The following is an 18,070-nucleotide window of genomic DNA, read 5'->3' as shown; positions in this document are numbered from 1 at the left end:
CTTATTCGCCCTCGACACAAGCGGTGGCTATGCAGATGACGCGGGGCGCGACTCGGTTTCCTGTTACTTGCGCACTCGCGGTTCGGCTTCTATTCGACGAGTGGACCAGTCATTGTTTTTGACGACGCTGACCTCAAGGGTCTGCCTGTCCTCGATAAAACTGGCGATCAGATACGTTTGTTGCGAAGACGATCCGCTCAGGAAAACCGGCACGTCGCCAAAAAGCTCTTTCCCACGGCCATACCATCCAACGCCCCAATGGTCATGACCACCGAACACCGCGGTAACCTTGTAGGTGTTGATCATCTCCCTGAAGCGCTTGATCTGAGCCGCGCTAGCCTTTTTCCAGTCATAGACCTGATGCATGTTCAAGATAATGATCTTACCGTCAGCCCGTGCCCGAGCCAGATCTTTATCCAGCCAGTCAAGCGCATCGGTGATTTCATAGGTGGTCGTCTTGACGAGCCCTGACGTGAAGGTAACGGTATAAGTCGGCTCCTTGTGCAACTGAACCATGTGCACATCACCGAAGGTTTTTGAATAGGCGAGACTGCCGTAATAGGTTGTGCCTAGCCCCGATGCTCGGGCACCCAAGTCCATCGAATCAACTTTCCCCCAATAACGGCTTTTTAAATCATCAACACTTCCAGCCGCACAACTATTCAGAAAACAATCATCTACGTTATTGGCGTAATCGTGATTACCCAGCCCGTAGTCATAGACACCCTCCAGTTTATCCTCGAACACGGCGCGCATGAACGAACGTTCGCCACCATGGCCGAACGACGTAATGTCCCCATTGATCATGACCGGCACTCGAGCCGCACCGCCATTGAGCTTGCGAAAACTGGCCATACTGGAATATTGCGCGTCAATCAGCTCAGCCGAACGCTTTTCGACGTTCGGATCACGGATATCTTTATCGGTCAGATCACTCCATGGATATTGCGAATCAGAAGCGAAGATCAAGTGTTCGGGTAATTCTTCAACGGCCCATGCCTGAATCCCGGCCAGCAATAGAAACAGCCCCAGCCATCGCGGGGGCCTAAAGTTTAAGTTCATAGAAATCCTTTTCATGACAAAGTAGTTACTTAAATAAAACATGCGTTGCGTGCTGCACTTCCAAACTTATGGCAATACCGACGACAAGACAATTAGTGTGGCTTTTTAGATTACTAACGGATATGTCGACCTCCACCGCAACCCACCAAGGCCAACGCCATGAAGCAGCTATAGTCAATTGACTTGGGTCACGACTTGTTACATCCGCTACACTATCCGCCCCCGCCACCCAACGCGACCAAAGGTCGCACCCCTGACCCAGAGCGACAGGCGTATCATTGCGCCACTGCAACACCTCTTTTTGACCGCGGCCGGCATGTACTGACCGAGGCATTTTTCCACTGCCGTGGGATGCAATGATGAGCAACCAGATTCCGGTACACGACGTCACACCTGCCAAGAACAACAGCGTCGACCTCTACGCCTCTAGAGAAAAGATCTACACCCGCGCCTTCACCGGCCTGTTCCGCAACCTGCGGATGATGGGCGGTGCCGGGCTGTTTCTGCTGTATTTCGGGACGGTCTGGCTGAGCTGGGGCGGCCATCAGGCGGTCTGGTGGAACCTGCCGGAGCGCAAATTCTTCATCTTTGGCGCAACCTTCTGGCCTCAGGACTTCATCCTGCTCTCGGGGATCCTGATCGTCAGCGCCTTCGGCCTGTTCTTCATTACCGTGTACGCCGGGCGAGTCTGGTGCGGCTACACCTGCCCACAGAGTGTCTGGACCTGGATTTTCATGTGGTGCGAGAAGGTCACCGAAGGCGACCGCAACCAGCGCATCAAACTCGACAAAGCGCCCATGAGCGCCAACAAATTCCTGCGCAAACTCAGCAAACACTCGATGTGGCTGTTGATTGGCTTCGTGACCGGCATGACCTTCGTGGGTTACTTCTCGCCCATTCGCGAGCTGACCATCGACTTCTTCACCGGCGAGGCCGATGGCTGGTCATATTTCTGGGTCGGTTTCTTCACCCTCGCCACCTACGGCAATGCCGGCTGGTTGCGCGAGCAGGTGTGTATTTACATGTGCCCGTACGCGCGCTTCCAGAGTGTGATGTTCGACAAAGACACCCTGATCGTGTCCTACGACCCGCGCCGTGGTGAAAGCCGCGGCCCGCGCAAGAAAGGCGTCGACTACAAGGCCATGGGGCTGGGCGACTGTATCGACTGCACCATGTGCGTCCAGGTCTGCCCGACCGGTATCGACATCCGCGACGGCCTGCAAGTCGAATGCATCGGCTGTGCGGCCTGCATCGATGCCTGCGACAGCATCATGGACAAGATGGATTACCCGCGCGGCCTGATCAGTTACACCACCGAGCACAACCTGTCCGGGCAAAAAACCAATAAACTGCGCCCGCGCCTGATCGGCTATGCCACGGTGCTGCTGGCGATGATCGCTTTGCTGATGTCCGCGTTCTTCATGCGTTCGCTGGTCGGTTTCGACGTCAGCAAGGACCGCGTGCTGTACCGCGAGAACGCCGAAGGCCACATCGAAAACGTCTACAGCCTGAAGATCATGAACAAGGATCAACGCGACCACACCTACCTGCTCGAAGCCGCTGGCCTGCCGGACCTCAAGCTGCAAGGCAAGCGCGAGATCAAGGTCGCCGCCGGAGAGATTTTCAGCCAACCGGTCGAACTGTCCATCGCTCCGGAAAAACTGCCATCGAGCACCAACGAGGTGAAATTCATCCTCAAGGATGCCGATGACAACAACGTCCACATTGAAGCCAAGAGCCGGTTCATCGGCCCACAAGTTCGTTGAGAGAAGTGATCATGCCCGCACCAACTGCCGCAAGTCCCTGGTACAAGCACCTTTGGCCGTGGATCATCATCGCCATCCTGGCGTGTTCCGTGACCCTGACCTTGTCCATGGTGACGATCGCGGTGAAAAATCCGGACAACCTCGTCAACGATAACTATTACGAGGCCGGCAAAGGCATCAACCGCTCCCTGGACCGTGAACTGCTGGCGCAGACCCTGCTGCTGCGCGCCAGTATTCATCTGGACGACGTGACCGGCGAAGTCGATCTGCACCTGAGCGGCAACAGCCAACCCAAAACCCTGGAGCTGAACCTGATCTCGCCGACCCAGCCGGAGAAGGATCGCAAGATCACTCTGGCGCGCAGCGAAACCGAACAGGGCCGCTACATTGGCCAGTTGAGCGACAAGGTCGATGGACGCCGCTTTGTCGAACTGCTGGGCGTACAGGACGACAAGATCTGGCGCATGTTTGAAGAAGAACAGGTCAGCCATGACAAGGATTTGCTGCTGGGTGATGAACCGCTGCAGGGGGCGGAAGACCTGAAAAAACCGTAAACCCTGCAAACCTGTGAAACCTGTGAAACCTGTAGGAGCTGTCGAGTGAAACGAGGCTGCGATCTTTTGATGTTGTTTTTAAAGAACAAGCAAGATCAAAAGATCGCAGCCTCGTTTCACTCGACAGCTCCTACAGGGATGAGGCCCCTCCCGGACGATATAGACTCCACCTCATGACCACTCCACTCCCCTGCTACCACTGCGCCCTTCCCGTCCCGGCCGGCAGCCGCTTCACCGCTGCCGTCCTCGGTGAGACCCGCGAGTTCTGCTGCCCGGGTTGCCAGGCCGTGGCCGAAGCCATCGTGGCCGGCGGTCTGGAGAGTTACTACCAGCATCGCAGCGAGTCATCGGCCAACCCCGAAGCGCTGCCGGTGCAGTTGGTGGACGAACTGGCGCTGTACGACCGCGCCGATGTACAAGCCCCCTTCGTCCGCCACGAAGGCGACCTCGCCGAAACCACCCTGTTGATGGAAGGCATCAGTTGCGCCGCGTGCGGCTGGTTGATCGAGAAACACCTGCGCGGCTTGCCGGCGGTGGCTGAAGCGCGCCTGAACCTGTCCAACCATCGCCTGCACGTGCGCTGGGCTGACGCGCAACTGCCGCTGAGCCAGGTGCTCAGCGAATTGCGTCATATCGGCTACGCCGCCCACCCCTATCAAGCCGACCGCGCCAGCGAACAACTGGCCAGCGAAAACCGCCTGGCCCTGCGCCAACTCGGCGTGGCCGGGCTGCTGTGGTTCCAGGCGATGATGGCGACCATGGCCACCTGGCCGGAATTCAACATCGATCTCAGCCCTGAGCTGCACACTATCCTGCGTTGGGTCGCGCTATTTCTCACCACCCCGATCGTGTTCTACAGCTGCGCGCCATTCTTCAAAGGCGCCATGCGTGACTTGCGCACCCGCCACCTGACCATGGACGTCTCGGTCTCGCTGGCCATTGGCAGTGCCTACATCGCCGGGATCTGGACTTCGATCACCGGCGTCGGTGAACTGTATTTCGATGCGGTGGGCATGTTCGCGCTGTTCCTGCTGGCCGGACGGTATCTGGAACGCCGTGCCCGCGAACGCACCGCCGCCGCCACCGCGCAACTCGTCAACCTGTTACCCGCCTCGTGCCTGCGCCTGAGTGCCGATGGCCAGAGCGAGCGGATCCTGCTGAGTGAACTGCGCGTCGGCGATCAGGTGCTGGTGCATCCCGGCGCCATCCTTCCGGCTGACGGCAAGGTCCTCGACGGTCAATCGAGCATCGACGAGTCCCTGCTGACAGGTGAATACCTGCCACAGCCGCGTACACCGGGCGATGCCGTCACCGCCGGCACCCTGAATGTCGAAGGTGCACTGACCGTGGAAGTCCTGGCGCTGGGTCAAGACACCCGACTGTCCGCCATCGTCCGCCTGCTGGACCGTGCTCAGGCCGAGAAGCCGCGACTGGCTGAAATTGCCGACCGCGCCGCGCAATGGTTCCTGCTGCTGTCGCTGATTGCCGCTGCCGTCATCGGCCTGATCTGGTGGGAACTGGATTCGTCGCGGGCCTTCTGGATTGTTTTGGCGATGCTCGTTGCGACGTGTCCGTGCGCCTTGTCCCTCGCCACGCCGACCGCCCTCACTGCCGCCACCGGGACACTGCACAAACTCGGTTTGCTGCTGACTCGCGGCCATGTGCTGGAAGGCCTGAACCAGATCGACACGGTGATTTTCGACAAGACCGGCACGTTGACGGAAGGTCGCCTGGTCTTGCGTTCGATTCGCCCGCTCGGCGCACTTAACAGCGATCAATACCTGAGCCTGGCCGCCGCCCTGGAAAACCGCTCTGAACATCCGATCGCCCGCGCATTTGGCCGCGCGCCGCTCGCTGCCGAAGAAGTCCACAGCACGCCGGGGCTTGGCCTCGAAGGGTTGGTCGGTGAGCAACGCTTGCGCATCGGCCAACCGGGTTTTGTCTGTGAACTCAGTGGCGCTGCCGTGCCGTTGATGCCGGATGAAGCCGGTCAATGGCTGTTGCTCGGCGACAGCCAGGGGCCGTTGGCATGGTTTGTTCTCGACGACCGTTTGCGTGCCGACGCACCCGCCCTGCTCGCCGCCTGCAAGTCTCGCGGCTGGCGCACGCTGTTGCTGTCCGGCGACAGCTCGCCGATGGTCGCCAGTGTCGCCGCGGAACTCGGTATCGATGAAGCCCATGGCGGCTTGCGCCCGGACGACAAATTGCGAGTCCTGCAACAGCTGCACAAGGAAGGCCGCAAGGTGTTGATGCTCGGTGACGGAGTCAACGACGTTCCGGTGCTGGCTGCCGCCGACATCAGCGTGGCCATGGGCTCGGCCACCGACCTGGCGAAAACCAGTGCCGACGCGGTATTGCTGTCGAACCGCCTCGACGCATTGGTACAAGCCTTCAGCCTGGCTCGGCGCACCCGTCGAGTAATCATCGAGAACCTGCTGTGGGCCGGGCTGTACAATGGCCTCATGTTGCCGTTCGCTGCCCTTGGCTGGATCACGCCGGTATGGGCCGCGGTCGGCATGTCCATCAGTTCGTTGACCGTGGTGCTGAACGCCCTGCGCCTGACTCGCATGCCAAAGACGCCTGCGGTCAGCGCCACGCCAGAAACCCGCCCGCTGCCGGCCTGAGCCGCGTGGGCATGGAGTCCAGATGCCAGCTCTCTACGTGATGATCCCGGCCGCGCTGCTGATCGTGGCCATCGCTATTTATATCTTCTTCTGGGCAGTCGACAGCGGTCAGTACGACGACCTCGACGGCCCGGCCCACAGCATTCTGTTCGACGACCAGGACCCTAACCACAAGGCGGCCGTCGACGAGGCCAGCGGCCATCCGGCCAAACCGGACGACAAGGCCCCTCCCCATGCTTGAGTTGGCGCCGCTGCTGGTGTCTGCGGTGATTCTCGGTCTGCTCGGGGGCGGGCATTGCCTGGGCATGTGTGGCGGTTTGATGGGCGCGCTGACCCTGGCGATTCCCAAGGAGCAACACAGCCGACGCTTTCGACTGCTGCTGGCCTACAACCTGGGGCGAATTCTCAGCTATGCAACGGCCGGCCTGCTGATCGGTCTGGCCGGCTGGGCGGTGGCCAACAGCCCGGCGGCGCTGTTCATGCGCGTCATCGCCGGATTGCTGTTGGTCGCCATGGGCTTGTACCTCGCCGGTTGGTGGAGCGGCCTCACCCGCATCGAAAGCCTCGGTCGCGGCCTGTGGCGGCATATTCAGCCGGTTGCCAACAAACTGCTGCCGGTGTCGAGCGTACCCCGTGCGTTGCTGCTGGGCGCACTCTGGGGCTGGCTACCGTGCGGGTTGGTTTACAGCACGTTGCTGTGGTCGGCGAGTCAGGGCAATGCGCTGGACAGTGCGCTTTTGATGCTCGCGTTCGGGCTGGGCACCTGGCCGGTGTTGCTCGCCACGGGGTTGGCGGCTGAGCGGGTCACGGCGTTGTTGCGCAAGCGTAGCGTGCGCATGACGGGCGGGTTACTGGTGATTCTGTTCGGCATCTGGACCTTGCCGGGACCGCATCAGCATTGGCTCATGGGCCATTAGATCGACGGCGCACTCTTGTAGCAGCTGCCGAGCCTGCGAGGCTGCGTTCGGCGGCGCAGCCGTCGTAAACCCTGAGTACCAAATTCACCTGACACACCGCACAGTCTGATTTCACGACGGCTGCGCCGCCGAACGCAGCCTCGCAGGCTCGGCAGCCGCTACAGGGTGATGTTTGGCAATGACACCGTTGATGCAAATCAAGATGCCCCACCGCGCCGCCCCCTAGACTCGCTGACACTGCCAGCCTATCCGGGGGAATGCCCGCATGTTGCTCGACGCCATTCGTTGGGATACCGATCTGATCCGCCGTTATGACCTGGCGGGACCGCGTTACACCTCGTATCCGACTGCCGTGCAGTTCGACGGTCATGTCGGCACCTTCGACCTGTTCCATGCGCTGCGCGAAAGCCGTAAGGCCCTGCGTCCGTTGTCGCTGTACGTGCATGTGCCGTTCTGCGCGAACATTTGCTACTACTGCGCCTGTAACAAAGTCATCACCAAGGATCGCGGCCGGGCCCTGCCCTATCTGCAGCGTCTGGAGCAGGAAATCCAGTTGATCGCCTGCCACCTCGACCCCGCGCAGAAAGTCGAGCAACTGCATTTCGGCGGCGGCACCCCGACCTTTCTCAATCACGATGAACTGCGCCAGTTGATGGCCCAGTTGCGCAAAAGCTTCAACTTGCTGGACGACGATTCCGGCGACTACAGCATCGAAATCGACCCTCGCGAAGCCGATTGGTCGACCATGGGCCTGCTCCGTGAACTGGGTTTCAATCGGGTCAGTATCGGTCTGCAAGACCTCGACCCGGCGGTGCAACGTGCGGTCAATCGCCTTCAAAGCCTGGAAGAAACCCGCGCGGTGATCGAAGCTGCCCGCACGCTGCAGTTTCGCTCGATCAACATTGACCTGATCTACGGCTTGCCGAGACAGACACCCGAGAATTTCGCCCGCACCGTCGATGAAGTCATCAACCTGCAACCGGACCGCCTCTCGGTGTTCAACTACGCGCACCTGCCAGAACGCTTCATGCCGCAACGGCGAATCAACAGCGACGAACTGCCGACACCGGCGCAGAAACTGGAAATGCTCCAGGGCACCATTGAGCAGCTGACCAAGGCCGGTTACCGCTACATCGGCATGGACCACTTCGCGCTGCCCGACGATGAACTGGCGATTGCTCAGGAAGAATCGACCCTGCAACGCAACTTCCAGGGCTACACCACCCACGGTCATTGCGACTTGATTGGCCTGGGCGTCTCGGCCATCAGCCAGATCGGCGACTTGTATTGCCAGAACAGCAGCGACCTGAATTATTACCAGAACACGCTGGCCAGCGCACAGCTGGCCACCAGCCGCGGTCTGCTGTGCACCACCGATGACCGTCTGCGACGTGCGGTCATCCAACAACTGATCTGCACTTTCAGCCTGGAATTCGCCCAGATCGAACAAACCTTCAATATCGACTTTCAAGGCTACTTCGGCGAACTGTGGCCACAGTTGCAGGGAATGGCCGACGACGGACTGATCGAGCTTGATAACGAACGGATGACCGTGCTGCCCGGCGGACGATTGCTGGTGCGCTCGGTGTGCATGGTGTTCGACGCGTACCTGGAACAGCAAAATCGCCAGCGATTTTCACGGGTGATCTAGCAATCACCTCGCTGCCGGTCTACGAAACGCTGACTTTACAACCCTGCGACAAAATCGCCGCGTGCCTGAATGTCCTCCCGTGGGTTACCCTTACGGCTTATGTGTGTTTTCCCACAAGGATTGAAGAAATGTCCGAGCCAGTAAAACTGCGCGCTCATAGCCAGGCCCATTGCAAGGATTGCAGCCTGGCCCCCCTCTGCTTGCCACTTTCTTTGAATCTGGAAGACATGGATGCGCTGGACGAAATCGTTAAACGTGGTCGCCCACTGAAAAAGGGCGAATTCCTGTTCCGCCAGGGCGACACGTTCGATTCCGTTTATGCAGTACGCTCTGGCGCCCTGAAGACCTTCAGCCTGAGCGATGGCGGCGAAGAACAACTCACCGGTTTCCACCTGCCGAGTGAACTGGTCGGCTTGTCGGGCATGGACACCGAAAAACACCCGGTCTCGGCGCAAGCCATGGAAACCACATCGGTGTGTGAAATCCCTTTCGAACGCCTCGACGAACTGGCGCTGCAACTGCCGCAACTGCGTCGTCAGTTGATGCGCGTGATGAGTCGCGAGATTCGCGACGACCAGCAAATGATGTTACTGCTGTCGAAGAAAACCGCCGACGAGCGCATCGCCACGTTTCTGGTCAACCTGTCGGCCCGTTTCCGCGCCCGGGGGTTCTCGGCCAACCAGTTCCGCCTGAGCATGTCACGCAACGAAATCGGTAATTACCTGGGCCTGGCGGTGGAAACCGTGTCCCGGGTATTCACTCGTTTCCAGCAAAACGAACTGATTGCCGCTGAAGGCAAGGAAATCCATATCCTCGACCCGATCCAGCTCTGCGCCCTGGCCGGCGGTTCGCTAGAAGGCTGATTTCGCCATTGCGGCTGAGCGAAATGGTTCAGCCGCCGTTATACTGCGACGTTTGCAACCTGCCAGGATTCTTCGACGATGGCCTTCGACTCCTTCGACATCAAATCCCTCATCCGCCCCGTGATCGACTTTCCCAAACCGGGCGTGATCTTTCGCGACATTACCCCGCTGTTCCAGTCCCCCACGGCCCTGCGCCTGGTGATGGACAGCTTTGCCCATCGTTATGTCGAGGCCGACTTCACCCATATCGGTGCGATGGACGCTCGTGGTTTTCTGATCGGCTCGGTCCTGGCCTATCAACTGAACAAGCCGCTGGTGCTGTTCCGCAAGCAAGGCAAGCTGCCGGCCGACGTGCTGGCCGAGGGTTATGCGACCGAGTACGGCGAAGCGTTCCTCGAAGTGCACGCCGACAGCCTGTGCGAGGGCGATTCGGTGGTGATGTTCGATGACCTGATCGCCACGGGCGGTACGCTGATTGCGGCGGCGAACCTGGTTCGACGCATGGGTGCCCGGGTTCATGAAGCGGCGGCGATCATTGATTTGCCAGAGCTGGGCGGGTCGCAGCGTCTGCAAGACATGGGTATTCCAACGTTTTGCCTGACGCAGTTTGCGTTGACTGATAAGTAAGCGGCGTCTGGGCTGACGTCATCGCGAGCAAGCTCCCACAGGGGTTTTGTAAACACCACAAATCCAATGTGGGAGCGAGCTTGCTCGCGATATAGGTAGTCCAGACACTACAAAACGATCGGCTTACGCCCGGCAAACGAATGCGCCAACGTCCCGCCATCCACCAATTCCAGTTCGCCACCCAATGGCACGCCGTGGGCGATGCGCGAGGCGATCAGGCCTTTGTTGCTGAGCAATTGGGCAATGTAATGCGCTGTGGCTTCACCTTCCACGGTCGGGTTGGTCGCAAGGATGACTTCCGTGAAAGTGCCCGCGTCTTCGATCCGCACCAGCAGTTGCGGAATACCGATGGCTTCCGGCCCGAGCCCGTCGAGCGGCGACAGATGGCCCTTGAGCACGAAGTAGCGACCACGGAAACCGGTCTGCTCCACCGCGTAGACGTCCATCGGGCCTTCCACCACGCAAAGCAAGGTGTCGTCGCGACGGTTATCGGCGCATTGCGGGCAGAGGTCATCTTCAGTCAGCGTGCGGCACAACCGGCAATGGCCCACCCCTTCCATGGCCTGGCTCAATGCAAGGGCCAGCCGCGAGCCGCCGCTGCGATCACGTTCGAGCAACTGCAACGCCATGCGCTGGGCGGTTTTCTGACCCACTCCTGGCAAAATTCGCAGGGCGTCGATCAGTTGGCGAATCAAAGGGCTGAAGCTCATGGGGAAAAGTCCGACAAAACAACGAGACGCGGTTTATACCCGCGCCTCTGTTTAGCGTCAAATTGCAGCGTCAATTACTCAGTCCTGGGCGACCCGAACAATCAGTTTGCCGAAGTTGCGTCCTTCCAGCAGACCGATGAACGCTTCAGGTGCCTGCTCCAGGCCATCGACCACGTCTTCGCGGAACTTCACCTTGCCGTCGCGCACCCACGGCGCCATGGCACTGACGAATTCCGGCTGACGGTCGCCATAGTCGTCGAATACGATGAAGCCCTGGATGCGCACACGCTTGGTCAACAGCGTGCGCTGTAATTGCGGCAGGCGATCCGGGCCGCTCGGTGCTTCGTGGGCGTTGTAGGACGCAATCAGGCCACACAGAGGAATTCGCGCCTTAGGCTTGAGCAGCGGCAGCACTGCATCGAATACCTTGCCGCCGACGTTTTCGTAATAGATGTCGATGCCCTCGGAGCACGCCCTGGCCAATTCATCGGCGAAGTTCGGGCTCTTGTGGTCGATGCAGGCATCGAAGCCCAGCTCTTCAACCACATAACGGCACTTGTCCGCGCCACCGGCCACGCCGACCACGCGCAGGCCCTTGATCTTCGCCACCTGACCCACCACCGAACCCACCGCCCCGGACGCCGCCGCAACCACCAGGGTTTCGCCGGCCTTGGGCTGGCCGATGTCCATCAGCCCCATGTAGGCAGTCATGCCCGGCATGCCCAGCACGCCCAACGCCATCGATGGACTCGGCAGCCCGGACGGCACCGGAATGATGTCGCGACCGTCACTGATGCTGTGGCTCTGCCAACCGGTGGCGCCCACCACCAGATCACCTTCGTGGAATTTCGGATTCAACGAGCGCTCGACTCGGCTGACAGCGCCACCGGTCATCACCTCGCCGATTTCAACCGGTGCGGCGTAGGACGGCGCGTCGCTCATGCGTCCGCGCATGTAGGGATCGAGCGACAGGTAAAGGGTCTTGAGCAGCACCTGACCGTCGGCCAGGTCCGGTAGCGCAACGCGCTCCAGGCGGAAATGCTCCGGCGTCGGCGCGCCTACCGGGCGGGACGCCAGAACGATACGTTGGTTGAGGGTCAATGCGTCTGGCATGTGAGCGTCTCCTTTGATCGATGAATTCGGCGGTATAAGGGAGCAGACCGTTGTGATGGTATGGCGTTCGATGTTTCTATCTGAGACTGAGTTGACTTCTTCGCGAGCAGGCTCGCTCCCACAGGTGACCGCGTTCCCATGTGGGAGCGAGCCTGCTCGCGAAGGCTGCTTCACAGGCACCACATTTCCAACAGACAGAAACAAAAATGCCAGGCGTGATGCCTGGCATTTTTTTGTAGCCCATCCGACACGCTTTGGCGAATCAGAATGGCAGTTTCATACCCGGTGGCAGTTGCATGCCAGCGGTCATGCCGGACATTTTATCCTGGCTGTTGGCTTCGATCTTGCGCACGGCATCGTTGACGGCGGCGGCGAACACAGCCTCCAGCATCTCTTTGTCGTCTTCGCTCAAGCCTTCGACCAGGCTTGGATCGATGGTCACGCGCTTGACGTCGTGACGACCGGTCATCACCACGGTGACCATATCGCCGCCGGCTTTACCGGTGACTTCGGCGTTGGCCAGCTCTTCCTGCATCTTGGCCATTTTTTCCTGCATCTGCTGCGCCTGCTTCATCAGGCCGGCCATGCCACCTTTCATCATGGGAATCACCTCAAAAGTACTTGGATAAAAACAGCGCCCGGCCCATTCGGCCGAACGCCTTCAGATTAGCCCTGAGTGACCAGGGTCTCGACAGGTTCAATAGTATCGTTACGGACGACCGCACCGAACTGCTGCATCATTTGCTGGATGAACGGATCACCGTGGATCGACTCTTCCGCCTCGCGCTGACGGTTCGCACGGCGCCGGGACCCGGCCTGGGCCGGGGTTTCCTGCTCGGGCTTGATCAGCTCCATGCTCAGGTTCAGCGTACGCCCATGAAACTGATTCAACGCATCGTTCAAGCGACGCTGTTGAGTCGCGTTGAACAACGCGCTGTGAGCCGGGTCCAGGTGCATCAGCCAGTTGTCACCCTCGACGGCGATCAGTGTGCAGTTGGCGGCGATGCTGCCGGTCATGCCGGAGATCGGCAATTTCGGGAACAGCTCCAGCCATTGCAGCGCCAGACCGGTGGCCGGCATGGCGGCCGGTTCTGGCTCGGGTTCTGGCACTGGTTCGGCGGTGTGTTCGCTGGCCAGTTCATCGAGGTAGCTGTAGGCCGATTCCATATCCGGCTCGATGTAATCCTCGTCCAGCGGCGGTTCGTCATCCAGGTCCATGCCCGGCGTCGCGGCATCGACGTCGGCCACCGACGGCTCTGGAATCGGCGCAGCGGCCCACTCAGGAGCGTCCGGCACCACGCTGTCGGGGGTCGGCAATGGCATCGGCGCCAATTCGGGTTGTTCGCTGGCCGTTTCCAGCACCGGCTCGACGGCGGGTGCCTGAACGACTTCGGGTTCTATCGGGTCGTTCCAGGGCAGATCGACGGCTGCTTCGACCTCTACGGCCGCAGCGACAGGCTCGGGCACGACGATGGGCGCAACCGGCTCAGGCTCGGGCGCTTGCACGGGAGCAACCAACGCCGCAACCGGCGCAGGCGCAACGGTTGCCACTGGCGGTGCAACTGCCACAGCGACTACCGGCGCAACGACGGGCGCGGCAGCCACTGAATTTGCGGAATCAACTGTGGCCTGGCTGATCCCCACTGGCTTTAGCGGTTGCCTCGGTGCGTCCGCGGTGTCTGCCGGGCGGAACGCGAGCATTCGCAGCAGGACCATTTCGAAACCACCGCGCGGGTCCGGCGCCAGCGGCAAGTCACGGCGGCCGATCAGCCCCATCTGGTAATAGAACTGCACGTCTTCGGCCGGCAATGCCTGAGCCAGCGCCAGCACCCGATCACGGTCGCCATGACCGTTGTCGACGCCTTCAGGCAAGGCCTGGGCGATGGCGACACGGTGCAGCACGTTGAGAATTTCCGAGAGCACGCCATTCCAGTCCGGGCCTTGTTCGGCCAGATGACGGACGGCTTCGAGCAATGCCTTGGCGTCGCCTTCGATCAGCGCATGCAGAACGTCGTAGACCTGACCGTGATCGAGCGTGCCGAGCATCGCCCGCACGTCGGCAGCCATGACTTTGCCTTCACCGAAGGCGATCGCCTGGTCGGTCAGGCTCATGGCGTCGCGCATCGAACCGTCGGCAGCACGGCCCAACAGCCACAGCGCGTCGTCTTCGAACGGCACATTCTCGACACCCAGCACGTGGGTCAAATGCTCGACCACCCGCTCCGGCGTCATGTTCTTCAGAGAGAACTGCAGGCACCGCGAAAGAATCGTTGCAGGAAGTTTCTGCGGATCGGTCGTCGCCAGGATGAACTTGACGTAGGGCGGCGGCTCTTCAAGGGTTTTCAGCAGCGCATTGAAGGAATGGCTGGAGAGCATGTGCACTTCGTCGATCAGGTAGACCTTGAAGCGCCCGCGGCTCGGCGCGTACTGCACGTTGTCGAGCAGTTCGCGGGTGTCTTCGACCTTGGTCCGGCTCGCGGCGTCGATCTCGATCAGGTCGACGAAGCGGCCCTCATCGATCTCACGGCACACCGAACAATCGCCACAAGGCGTTGAAGTGATACCTGTTTCACAGTTCAGGCATTTGGCGATGATCCGCGCGATAGTGGTCTTGCCAACCCCGCGGGTACCGGTAAACAGATAGGCGTGGTGCAGCCGCTGGCTGTCCAAGGCATTGATCAGAGCCTTGAGCACATGGGTCTGGCCGACCATTTCGCGGAACGAGCGCGGACGCCATTTACGTGCAAGAACCTGATAACTCATCGAAAACCGTCGCAACGAAGGAACAGAAGCGGCTAATGCTAGCGGAGCAAGGCCAAAATTGCATCCGGTGCGCTCGTCTAATCTGGCTAAGAGAGTCTCTGTTGCAGGAACAGAATGTCGGTTGTTATATGCGTAACGACCCCAAGATGCCGGTGCAACGCATTCTGCGCACCTTGCTGCGAATGAAAATGTCCGGTGAAATCGACGACATTATCCGGCTCTACATCGGTGGCGAGCCACTCAACGAGGACAATGGCAAGCCTTAGCCTGCCTGCTCCAAAATCTGCCATTGCGGCGGCGCAACAAACCCCGCGACCCAGCCCGGCACGTCTGCGGGCGGCATCGGCCGGGCAATGAAATAGCCTTGAGCAACTTCGCAACCCAGCCGCAGCAGCATTTCACCGTGCTCGATACTTTCCAGCCCTTCGGCGATCACTTGCCGACCAAAGGCCCGAGCCAGGCCAATGACCGCCATGGTCAGGGCCAGATCATCACGATCATTGACGATGTCGCGTACAAACGACTGGTCGATCTTGATGGTTTGGGTCTGCAATCGCTTGAGGTGGCTCAGGGACGAATAACCGGTGCCAAAGTCGCCCAATGAAAACTGCACCCCCAGCGCCTGGCAGGCCTGTAAACAGTCACTGACATGCTGAATGTTCTCGATCGCCACCGACTCGACAATCTCCAGATCGAGCATCTGCGGAGCCACTTGGGCATGCCGGGCGAGCACGTGTTTGAGCCGGTCGACGAAATCCGCGCGCTGAAAATGCCGCGCCGCAATATTGATGCTGACTGGCCAGCCCTGCCCCACCTGCTGCCAATGGTGCAACTGCGACAGGACCTGATCCATCACCCATTCACCAATATCGATGATCAGGTCCGTCTCCTCCACCAGGGGCAAAAACTCCCGGGCCGGCACCATGCCGTGTTGCGGATGCTCCCAACGCAACAACGCCTCGAGGCCGACAACCTCACCACGACGCATATTCACCTTGGGCTGGAAATGCACGCGAAACTCACCGGCAGCCAATGCCTGGCGCACTCGCTCGACCGTCTGGTGTGTGGCCTTGACCTCCTGATCCCGGGACACGTCGAACAAATGAAAGCGATTGCGACCGCTTTGTTTCGCCACGTACATGGCCTGATCGGCATGACGCAACAAGGTTTCGGCATCTTCATTGTCGTGAGGGAACAGGGTGACGCCGATACTGGCAAACACATTGACACCCTTGCCATGCAGCGAGTACGGCGCCGAAATGGCGCCGAGCACCCGGTTCAACGCCGCACGCAGTTCCGGCAGATCACGCACGTAACGCAACACCAGCACAAACTCGTCACCGGCCAGCCGCGCCACCACATCTTCACCGCGCACAATGGCGCGCAAACGCTTGGCCACCTCGACCAACAGCAGATCGCCACTGGCATGCCCGTAGCCATCATTGACCGCTTTGAAGCCGTCGAGGTCGAGCATGCACACCGCCAGCGGGATGTTTTCGTTCCGGGAGAACTCCAGCGCCTGATCCAGCAAATCCGAAAGAAACGCGCGATTCGGCAGCCCGGTCAGCACGTCATGCCCCACTCGCCATTGCAGTGAGTGCAGCAATTGGCGTTTTTCGCTGATGTCGAAACGTATCGAAAGATAGCGGTCAACCCGCCCAGTGGCGTCATCAAGCACCGGCACCATGGTGCTGTCGACCCAATACAGGCTGCCATCCTTGGCGCGATTACAGATCTCGCCTTTCCAGACGCTGCCCAAGGCGATGGTGCGCCACATAGCCGCGAAGAAATCAGCGGGGTGCAGACCCGAATTGAGGAGGCGATGGTTCTGCCCGAGCAGTTCTTCGCGGCTATAGCCGGACACGGCACAGAATTGATCGTTGACGTGGGTGATCCGGCCGCTCAGATCGGTCTCGGAAAAAATCGCGGCGGCATCCACGGCCCTGCGGTACTTCTCATCCATGAGTCAGGCTCGTTGTCGCTAGCGGTGGTACCGGTCGACCAGTGCAGGATGCCCGGAAGAGATGTTTTTATAGGTAATGCGCAGCAACACGATATCACTCCATGAACAGTGTTTGATGGCCTCCTGACAGCAGAGATCAACTAACCTTAAAGACCCAAAATACCCTTTTGGAGCGGCGATTCTACGAAACGCATCACATTTTGCAAAGCAAGGTGATGGATCATGCAGTTGTCTAATGCAAAAATCTATCGTTAAGTTCTTGATTCTAAATGGGAATTAAGCGATGCAAATTTCAAGTTTGGGTGCGGCCATTCGGCGCTACCGCAAGGTCGCAGGGCTGACTCAGGCTGAACTCGGCGAAAAAACCGGTTTTGACCCCAAAACCATCAGCCGCTTCGAAACCGGCACCTACACCCCCAGCGTGGAAGCCTTGTTCCTGCTTGCCGATGTGCTGGGCGTGAAGCTGAAAGCCTTTTTCGCAGATCTAGGCGATGAAGAAGAGCAGCGGGCGTATCTGTTCGGTGTCATACATAAAGCCACCCCGAAGGATCTGGGAAAGCTGATTGCAGCGGTTGACCAGGCCTTGTCCAAACCTTAGTGCCAGAAATAAAAAAGGAGGCCGACGTGTCGCATTCGACAGGTCGGCCTCCTTTTAAAGGTTCGTTCTGAAAAATCGGAAACGAAAAAACACCGCCCCGGACAAGATCCATGGCAGAGCAACAAGAACGTATTTTTTTGACCGATAACGCGAGAGAGGACTCGCGGTGCGTTATGGAGGCAACCCCACCAGCCACACCCCGGCACACAATGTTCCCGCTGTGGCTGCTCCCTTCCGGGTCTGACCAGGTTCACGGGTAATCGTTGCGGGGGGACCGATGGGGTCACCATAACGACGCTCACCTGACGGCGAGCCGCGCCATTGTACCTGTCTGAGACGAAGTTACAACCGTTCGGGCGGATTAAAAAATATGAGCCCGGTCAAGGACATGCGCTGGCCCTGGAACACCGTGACCTGTAGCGGCCTTCGGCAGCTACTACAGGGCTGCGATCTTTTGATCCTATTGCGCCAACACCTCATCCGCCCTGCCGGCTTGCTGCTGGATCAACGCTTGGTAATCAACTTGCGCACCGATGTGGCGCAGGCTGGGGTGTCCACGCTTGGGAAGATATTCAGAATTGTGCGCTTGTCAGCGAATCTCGCCAGGTTCACACCGGACAGATTACCGGCAACCAGGGAAAAGACAGGCCTCTTGGAACCGGGTTGCTCTTGAGCCATGAACGGAGTCCTTCTGACGCTGTTGTGGAAATAGTCGACTTCTACAAGCTTCCACCTTACCGCAAACAAAAACCTAGTAGTTTTGACAGTAGACAAGCCCTGCATTGGAGATAAAGCTGAAGGCGCTTTCTAACAGGTTTGGCCGGACCAACTCGACAGCCCAGTACAGCACTACCGGCGA

The 18,070-nt window shown here is 59.5% G+C and carries 15 protein-coding genes, 1 other RNA gene and 2 pseudogenes; 10 read left to right on the top strand and 8 right to left on the bottom strand.

Annotated features, from left to right (window positions below; genetic code table 11):
- Positions 1 to 63 precede the first annotated feature (63 nt).
- Positions 64 to 1,062, bottom strand: a complete 999-nt coding sequence (locus tag ACYZTX_RS11690) for a metallophosphoesterase family protein (RefSeq protein ID WP_462034173.1) — start codon at positions 1,060 to 1,062, stop codon at positions 64 to 66.
- A 359-nt stretch (positions 1,063 to 1,421) separates the two neighbouring features.
- On the opposite strand from ACYZTX_RS11690, the gene ccoG reads away from it, so the two are divergent.
- From ccoG to ACYZTX_RS11650, 8 genes are all read left to right on the top strand, one after another.
- Positions 1,422 to 2,828, top strand: a complete 1,407-nt coding sequence (gene ccoG / locus ACYZTX_RS11685) for a cytochrome c oxidase accessory protein CcoG (protein WP_462034172.1) — start codon at positions 1,422 to 1,424, stop codon at positions 2,826 to 2,828.
- A gap of 11 nt (positions 2,829 to 2,839) precedes the next feature.
- Entirely contained in the window at positions 2,840 to 3,382 is a 543-nt protein-coding gene (locus ACYZTX_RS11680) for a FixH family protein (RefSeq protein WP_462034171.1), read from the top strand.
- Positions 3,383 to 3,555: 173 nt separating this feature from the next.
- Positions 3,556 to 6,006 carry a heavy metal translocating P-type ATPase gene (locus ACYZTX_RS11675; protein WP_462034170.1) on the top strand — a complete coding sequence of 817 codons (2,451 nt, stop codon included), beginning with the start codon at positions 3,556 to 3,558 and terminating at the stop codon, positions 6,004 to 6,006.
- 22 nt (positions 6,007 to 6,028) lie between these two features.
- Entirely contained in the window at positions 6,029 to 6,247 is a 219-nt protein-coding gene (gene ccoS / locus ACYZTX_RS11670) for a cbb3-type cytochrome oxidase assembly protein CcoS (RefSeq protein ID WP_007905420.1), read from the top strand.
- Positions 6,240 to 6,923, top strand: a complete 684-nt coding sequence (locus tag ACYZTX_RS11665; RefSeq protein ID WP_462034169.1) for a sulfite exporter TauE/SafE family protein — start codon at positions 6,240 to 6,242, stop codon at positions 6,921 to 6,923. The genes ccoS and ACYZTX_RS11665 overlap by 8 nt, the downstream gene beginning before the upstream one ends.
- 268 nt (positions 6,924 to 7,191) lie before the next feature.
- A complete protein-coding gene (gene hemN / locus ACYZTX_RS11660; RefSeq protein ID WP_462037024.1) occupies positions 7,192 to 8,574 on the top strand; it encodes an oxygen-independent coproporphyrinogen III oxidase in 1,383 nt (460 codons plus the stop codon).
- Between the two features lie 128 nt (positions 8,575 to 8,702).
- Complete coding sequence (gene fnr, locus ACYZTX_RS11655) at positions 8,703 to 9,437, top strand: fumarate/nitrate reduction transcriptional regulator Fnr (protein WP_462034168.1); 735 nt, start codon at positions 8,703 to 8,705, stop codon at positions 9,435 to 9,437.
- Positions 9,438 to 9,515: 78 nt separating this feature from the next.
- Positions 9,516 to 10,064: an adenine phosphoribosyltransferase gene (locus tag ACYZTX_RS11650; RefSeq protein ID WP_462034167.1), complete on the top strand. Its 549-nt coding sequence runs from the start codon at positions 9,516 to 9,518 to the stop codon at positions 10,062 to 10,064.
- A gap of 107 nt (positions 10,065 to 10,171) precedes the next feature.
- Here ACYZTX_RS11650 and recR read toward each other — a convergent pair whose 3' ends face one another.
- From recR to dnaX, 4 genes are all read right to left on the bottom strand, one after another.
- Positions 10,172 to 10,774 (bottom strand): recombination mediator RecR, encoded by a 603-nt coding sequence (recR, locus tag ACYZTX_RS11645; RefSeq protein WP_462034166.1) that lies wholly within the window; start codon positions 10,772 to 10,774, stop codon positions 10,172 to 10,174.
- Positions 10,775 to 10,852: 78 nt separating this feature from the next.
- On the bottom strand, positions 10,853 to 11,887 hold the full coding sequence (locus ACYZTX_RS11640; RefSeq protein ID WP_462034165.1) for an NADP-dependent oxidoreductase: 1,035 nt from the start codon (positions 11,885 to 11,887) through the stop codon (positions 10,853 to 10,855).
- 262 nt (positions 11,888 to 12,149) lie between these two features.
- The gene (locus ACYZTX_RS11635; RefSeq protein WP_008028561.1) at positions 12,150 to 12,488 is read right to left on the bottom strand and encodes a YbaB/EbfC family nucleoid-associated protein; all 339 of its coding nucleotides are present in this window, start codon (positions 12,486 to 12,488) and stop codon (positions 12,150 to 12,152) included.
- 65 nt (positions 12,489 to 12,553) lie between these two features.
- Positions 12,554 to 14,650: a DNA polymerase III subunit gamma/tau gene (gene dnaX, locus ACYZTX_RS11630; RefSeq protein WP_462034164.1), complete on the bottom strand. Its 2,097-nt coding sequence runs from the start codon at positions 14,648 to 14,650 to the stop codon at positions 12,554 to 12,556.
- Positions 14,651 to 14,745: 95 nt separating this feature from the next.
- Here dnaX and ACYZTX_RS11625 point away from each other — a divergent pair.
- Positions 14,746 to 14,916: pseudogene (locus ACYZTX_RS11625) on the top strand (amino acid ABC transporter substrate-binding protein); the annotation flags it as partial.
- On the opposite strand, the gene ACYZTX_RS11620 reads toward ACYZTX_RS11625, so the two are convergent.
- Complete coding sequence (locus ACYZTX_RS11620; RefSeq protein WP_462034162.1) at positions 14,913 to 16,613, bottom strand: putative bifunctional diguanylate cyclase/phosphodiesterase; 1,701 nt, start codon at positions 16,611 to 16,613, stop codon at positions 14,913 to 14,915. The pseudogene ACYZTX_RS11625 and the gene ACYZTX_RS11620 sit on opposite strands and share 4 nt — an antisense overlap.
- Positions 16,614 to 16,896: 283 nt before the next feature.
- Here ACYZTX_RS11620 and ACYZTX_RS11615 point away from each other — a divergent pair, with 283 nt between their 5' ends.
- Positions 16,897 to 17,211 (top strand): helix-turn-helix domain-containing protein, encoded by a 315-nt coding sequence (locus ACYZTX_RS11615; RefSeq protein ID WP_462034161.1) that lies wholly within the window; start codon positions 16,897 to 16,899, stop codon positions 17,209 to 17,211.
- Positions 17,212 to 17,394: 183 nt separating this feature from the next.
- On the opposite strand, the gene ffs is transcribed toward ACYZTX_RS11615, so the two are convergent.
- An RNA gene (gene ffs, locus ACYZTX_RS11610) (signal recognition particle sRNA small type) lies at positions 17,395 to 17,491 on the bottom strand.
- 230 nt (positions 17,492 to 17,721) lie between these two features.
- Positions 17,722 to 17,889 (bottom strand): annotated as a pseudogene (locus tag ACYZTX_RS11605) (redoxin family protein); the annotation flags it as partial.
- Between the last annotated feature and the right edge of the window lie 181 nt (positions 17,890 to 18,070).

The sequence above is a fragment of the Pseudomonas sp. MDT1-17 genome (assembly GCF_054898105.1).
Note: the sequence above shows the minus strand (reverse complement) of the source record. Positions and strands in the feature narration are given on the sequence as shown.

Bases quoted from the DNA above. Each gene is read 5' to 3' on its own strand.
- ccoG (WP_462034172.1), top strand. From the start codon at position 1,422: ATGAGCAACCAGATTCCGGTACACGACGTCACACCTGCCAAGAACAAC.
- dnaX (WP_462034164.1), bottom strand. From the start codon at position 14,650: ATGAGTTATCAGGTTCTTGCACGTAAATGGCGTCCGCGCTCGTTCCGC.
- ACYZTX_RS11690 (WP_462034173.1), bottom strand. From the start codon at position 1,062: ATGAACTTAAACTTTAGGCCCCCGCGATGGCTGGGGCTGTTTCTATTG.
- recR (WP_462034166.1), bottom strand. From the start codon at position 10,774: ATGAGCTTCAGCCCTTTGATTCGCCAACTGATCGACGCCCTGCGAATT.
- ACYZTX_RS11675 (WP_462034170.1), top strand. From the start codon at position 3,556: ATGACCACTCCACTCCCCTGCTACCACTGCGCCCTTCCCGTCCCGGCC.
- ACYZTX_RS11680 (WP_462034171.1), top strand. From the start codon at position 2,840: ATGCCCGCACCAACTGCCGCAAGTCCCTGGTACAAGCACCTTTGGCCG.
- ccoS (WP_007905420.1), top strand. From the start codon at position 6,029: ATGCCAGCTCTCTACGTGATGATCCCGGCCGCGCTGCTGATCGTGGCC.
- ACYZTX_RS11635 (WP_008028561.1), bottom strand. From the start codon at position 12,488: ATGATGAAAGGTGGCATGGCCGGCCTGATGAAGCAGGCGCAGCAGATG.
- ACYZTX_RS11620 (WP_462034162.1), bottom strand. From the start codon at position 16,613: ATGGATGAGAAGTACCGCAGGGCCGTGGATGCCGCCGCGATTTTTTCC.
- ACYZTX_RS11650 (WP_462034167.1), top strand. From the start codon at position 9,516: ATGGCCTTCGACTCCTTCGACATCAAATCCCTCATCCGCCCCGTGATC.
- ACYZTX_RS11640 (WP_462034165.1), bottom strand. From the start codon at position 11,887: ATGCCAGACGCATTGACCCTCAACCAACGTATCGTTCTGGCGTCCCGC.
- fnr (WP_462034168.1), top strand. From the start codon at position 8,703: ATGTCCGAGCCAGTAAAACTGCGCGCTCATAGCCAGGCCCATTGCAAG.
- ACYZTX_RS11615 (WP_462034161.1), top strand. From the start codon at position 16,897: ATGCAAATTTCAAGTTTGGGTGCGGCCATTCGGCGCTACCGCAAGGTC.
- ACYZTX_RS11665 (WP_462034169.1), top strand. From the start codon at position 6,240: ATGCTTGAGTTGGCGCCGCTGCTGGTGTCTGCGGTGATTCTCGGTCTG.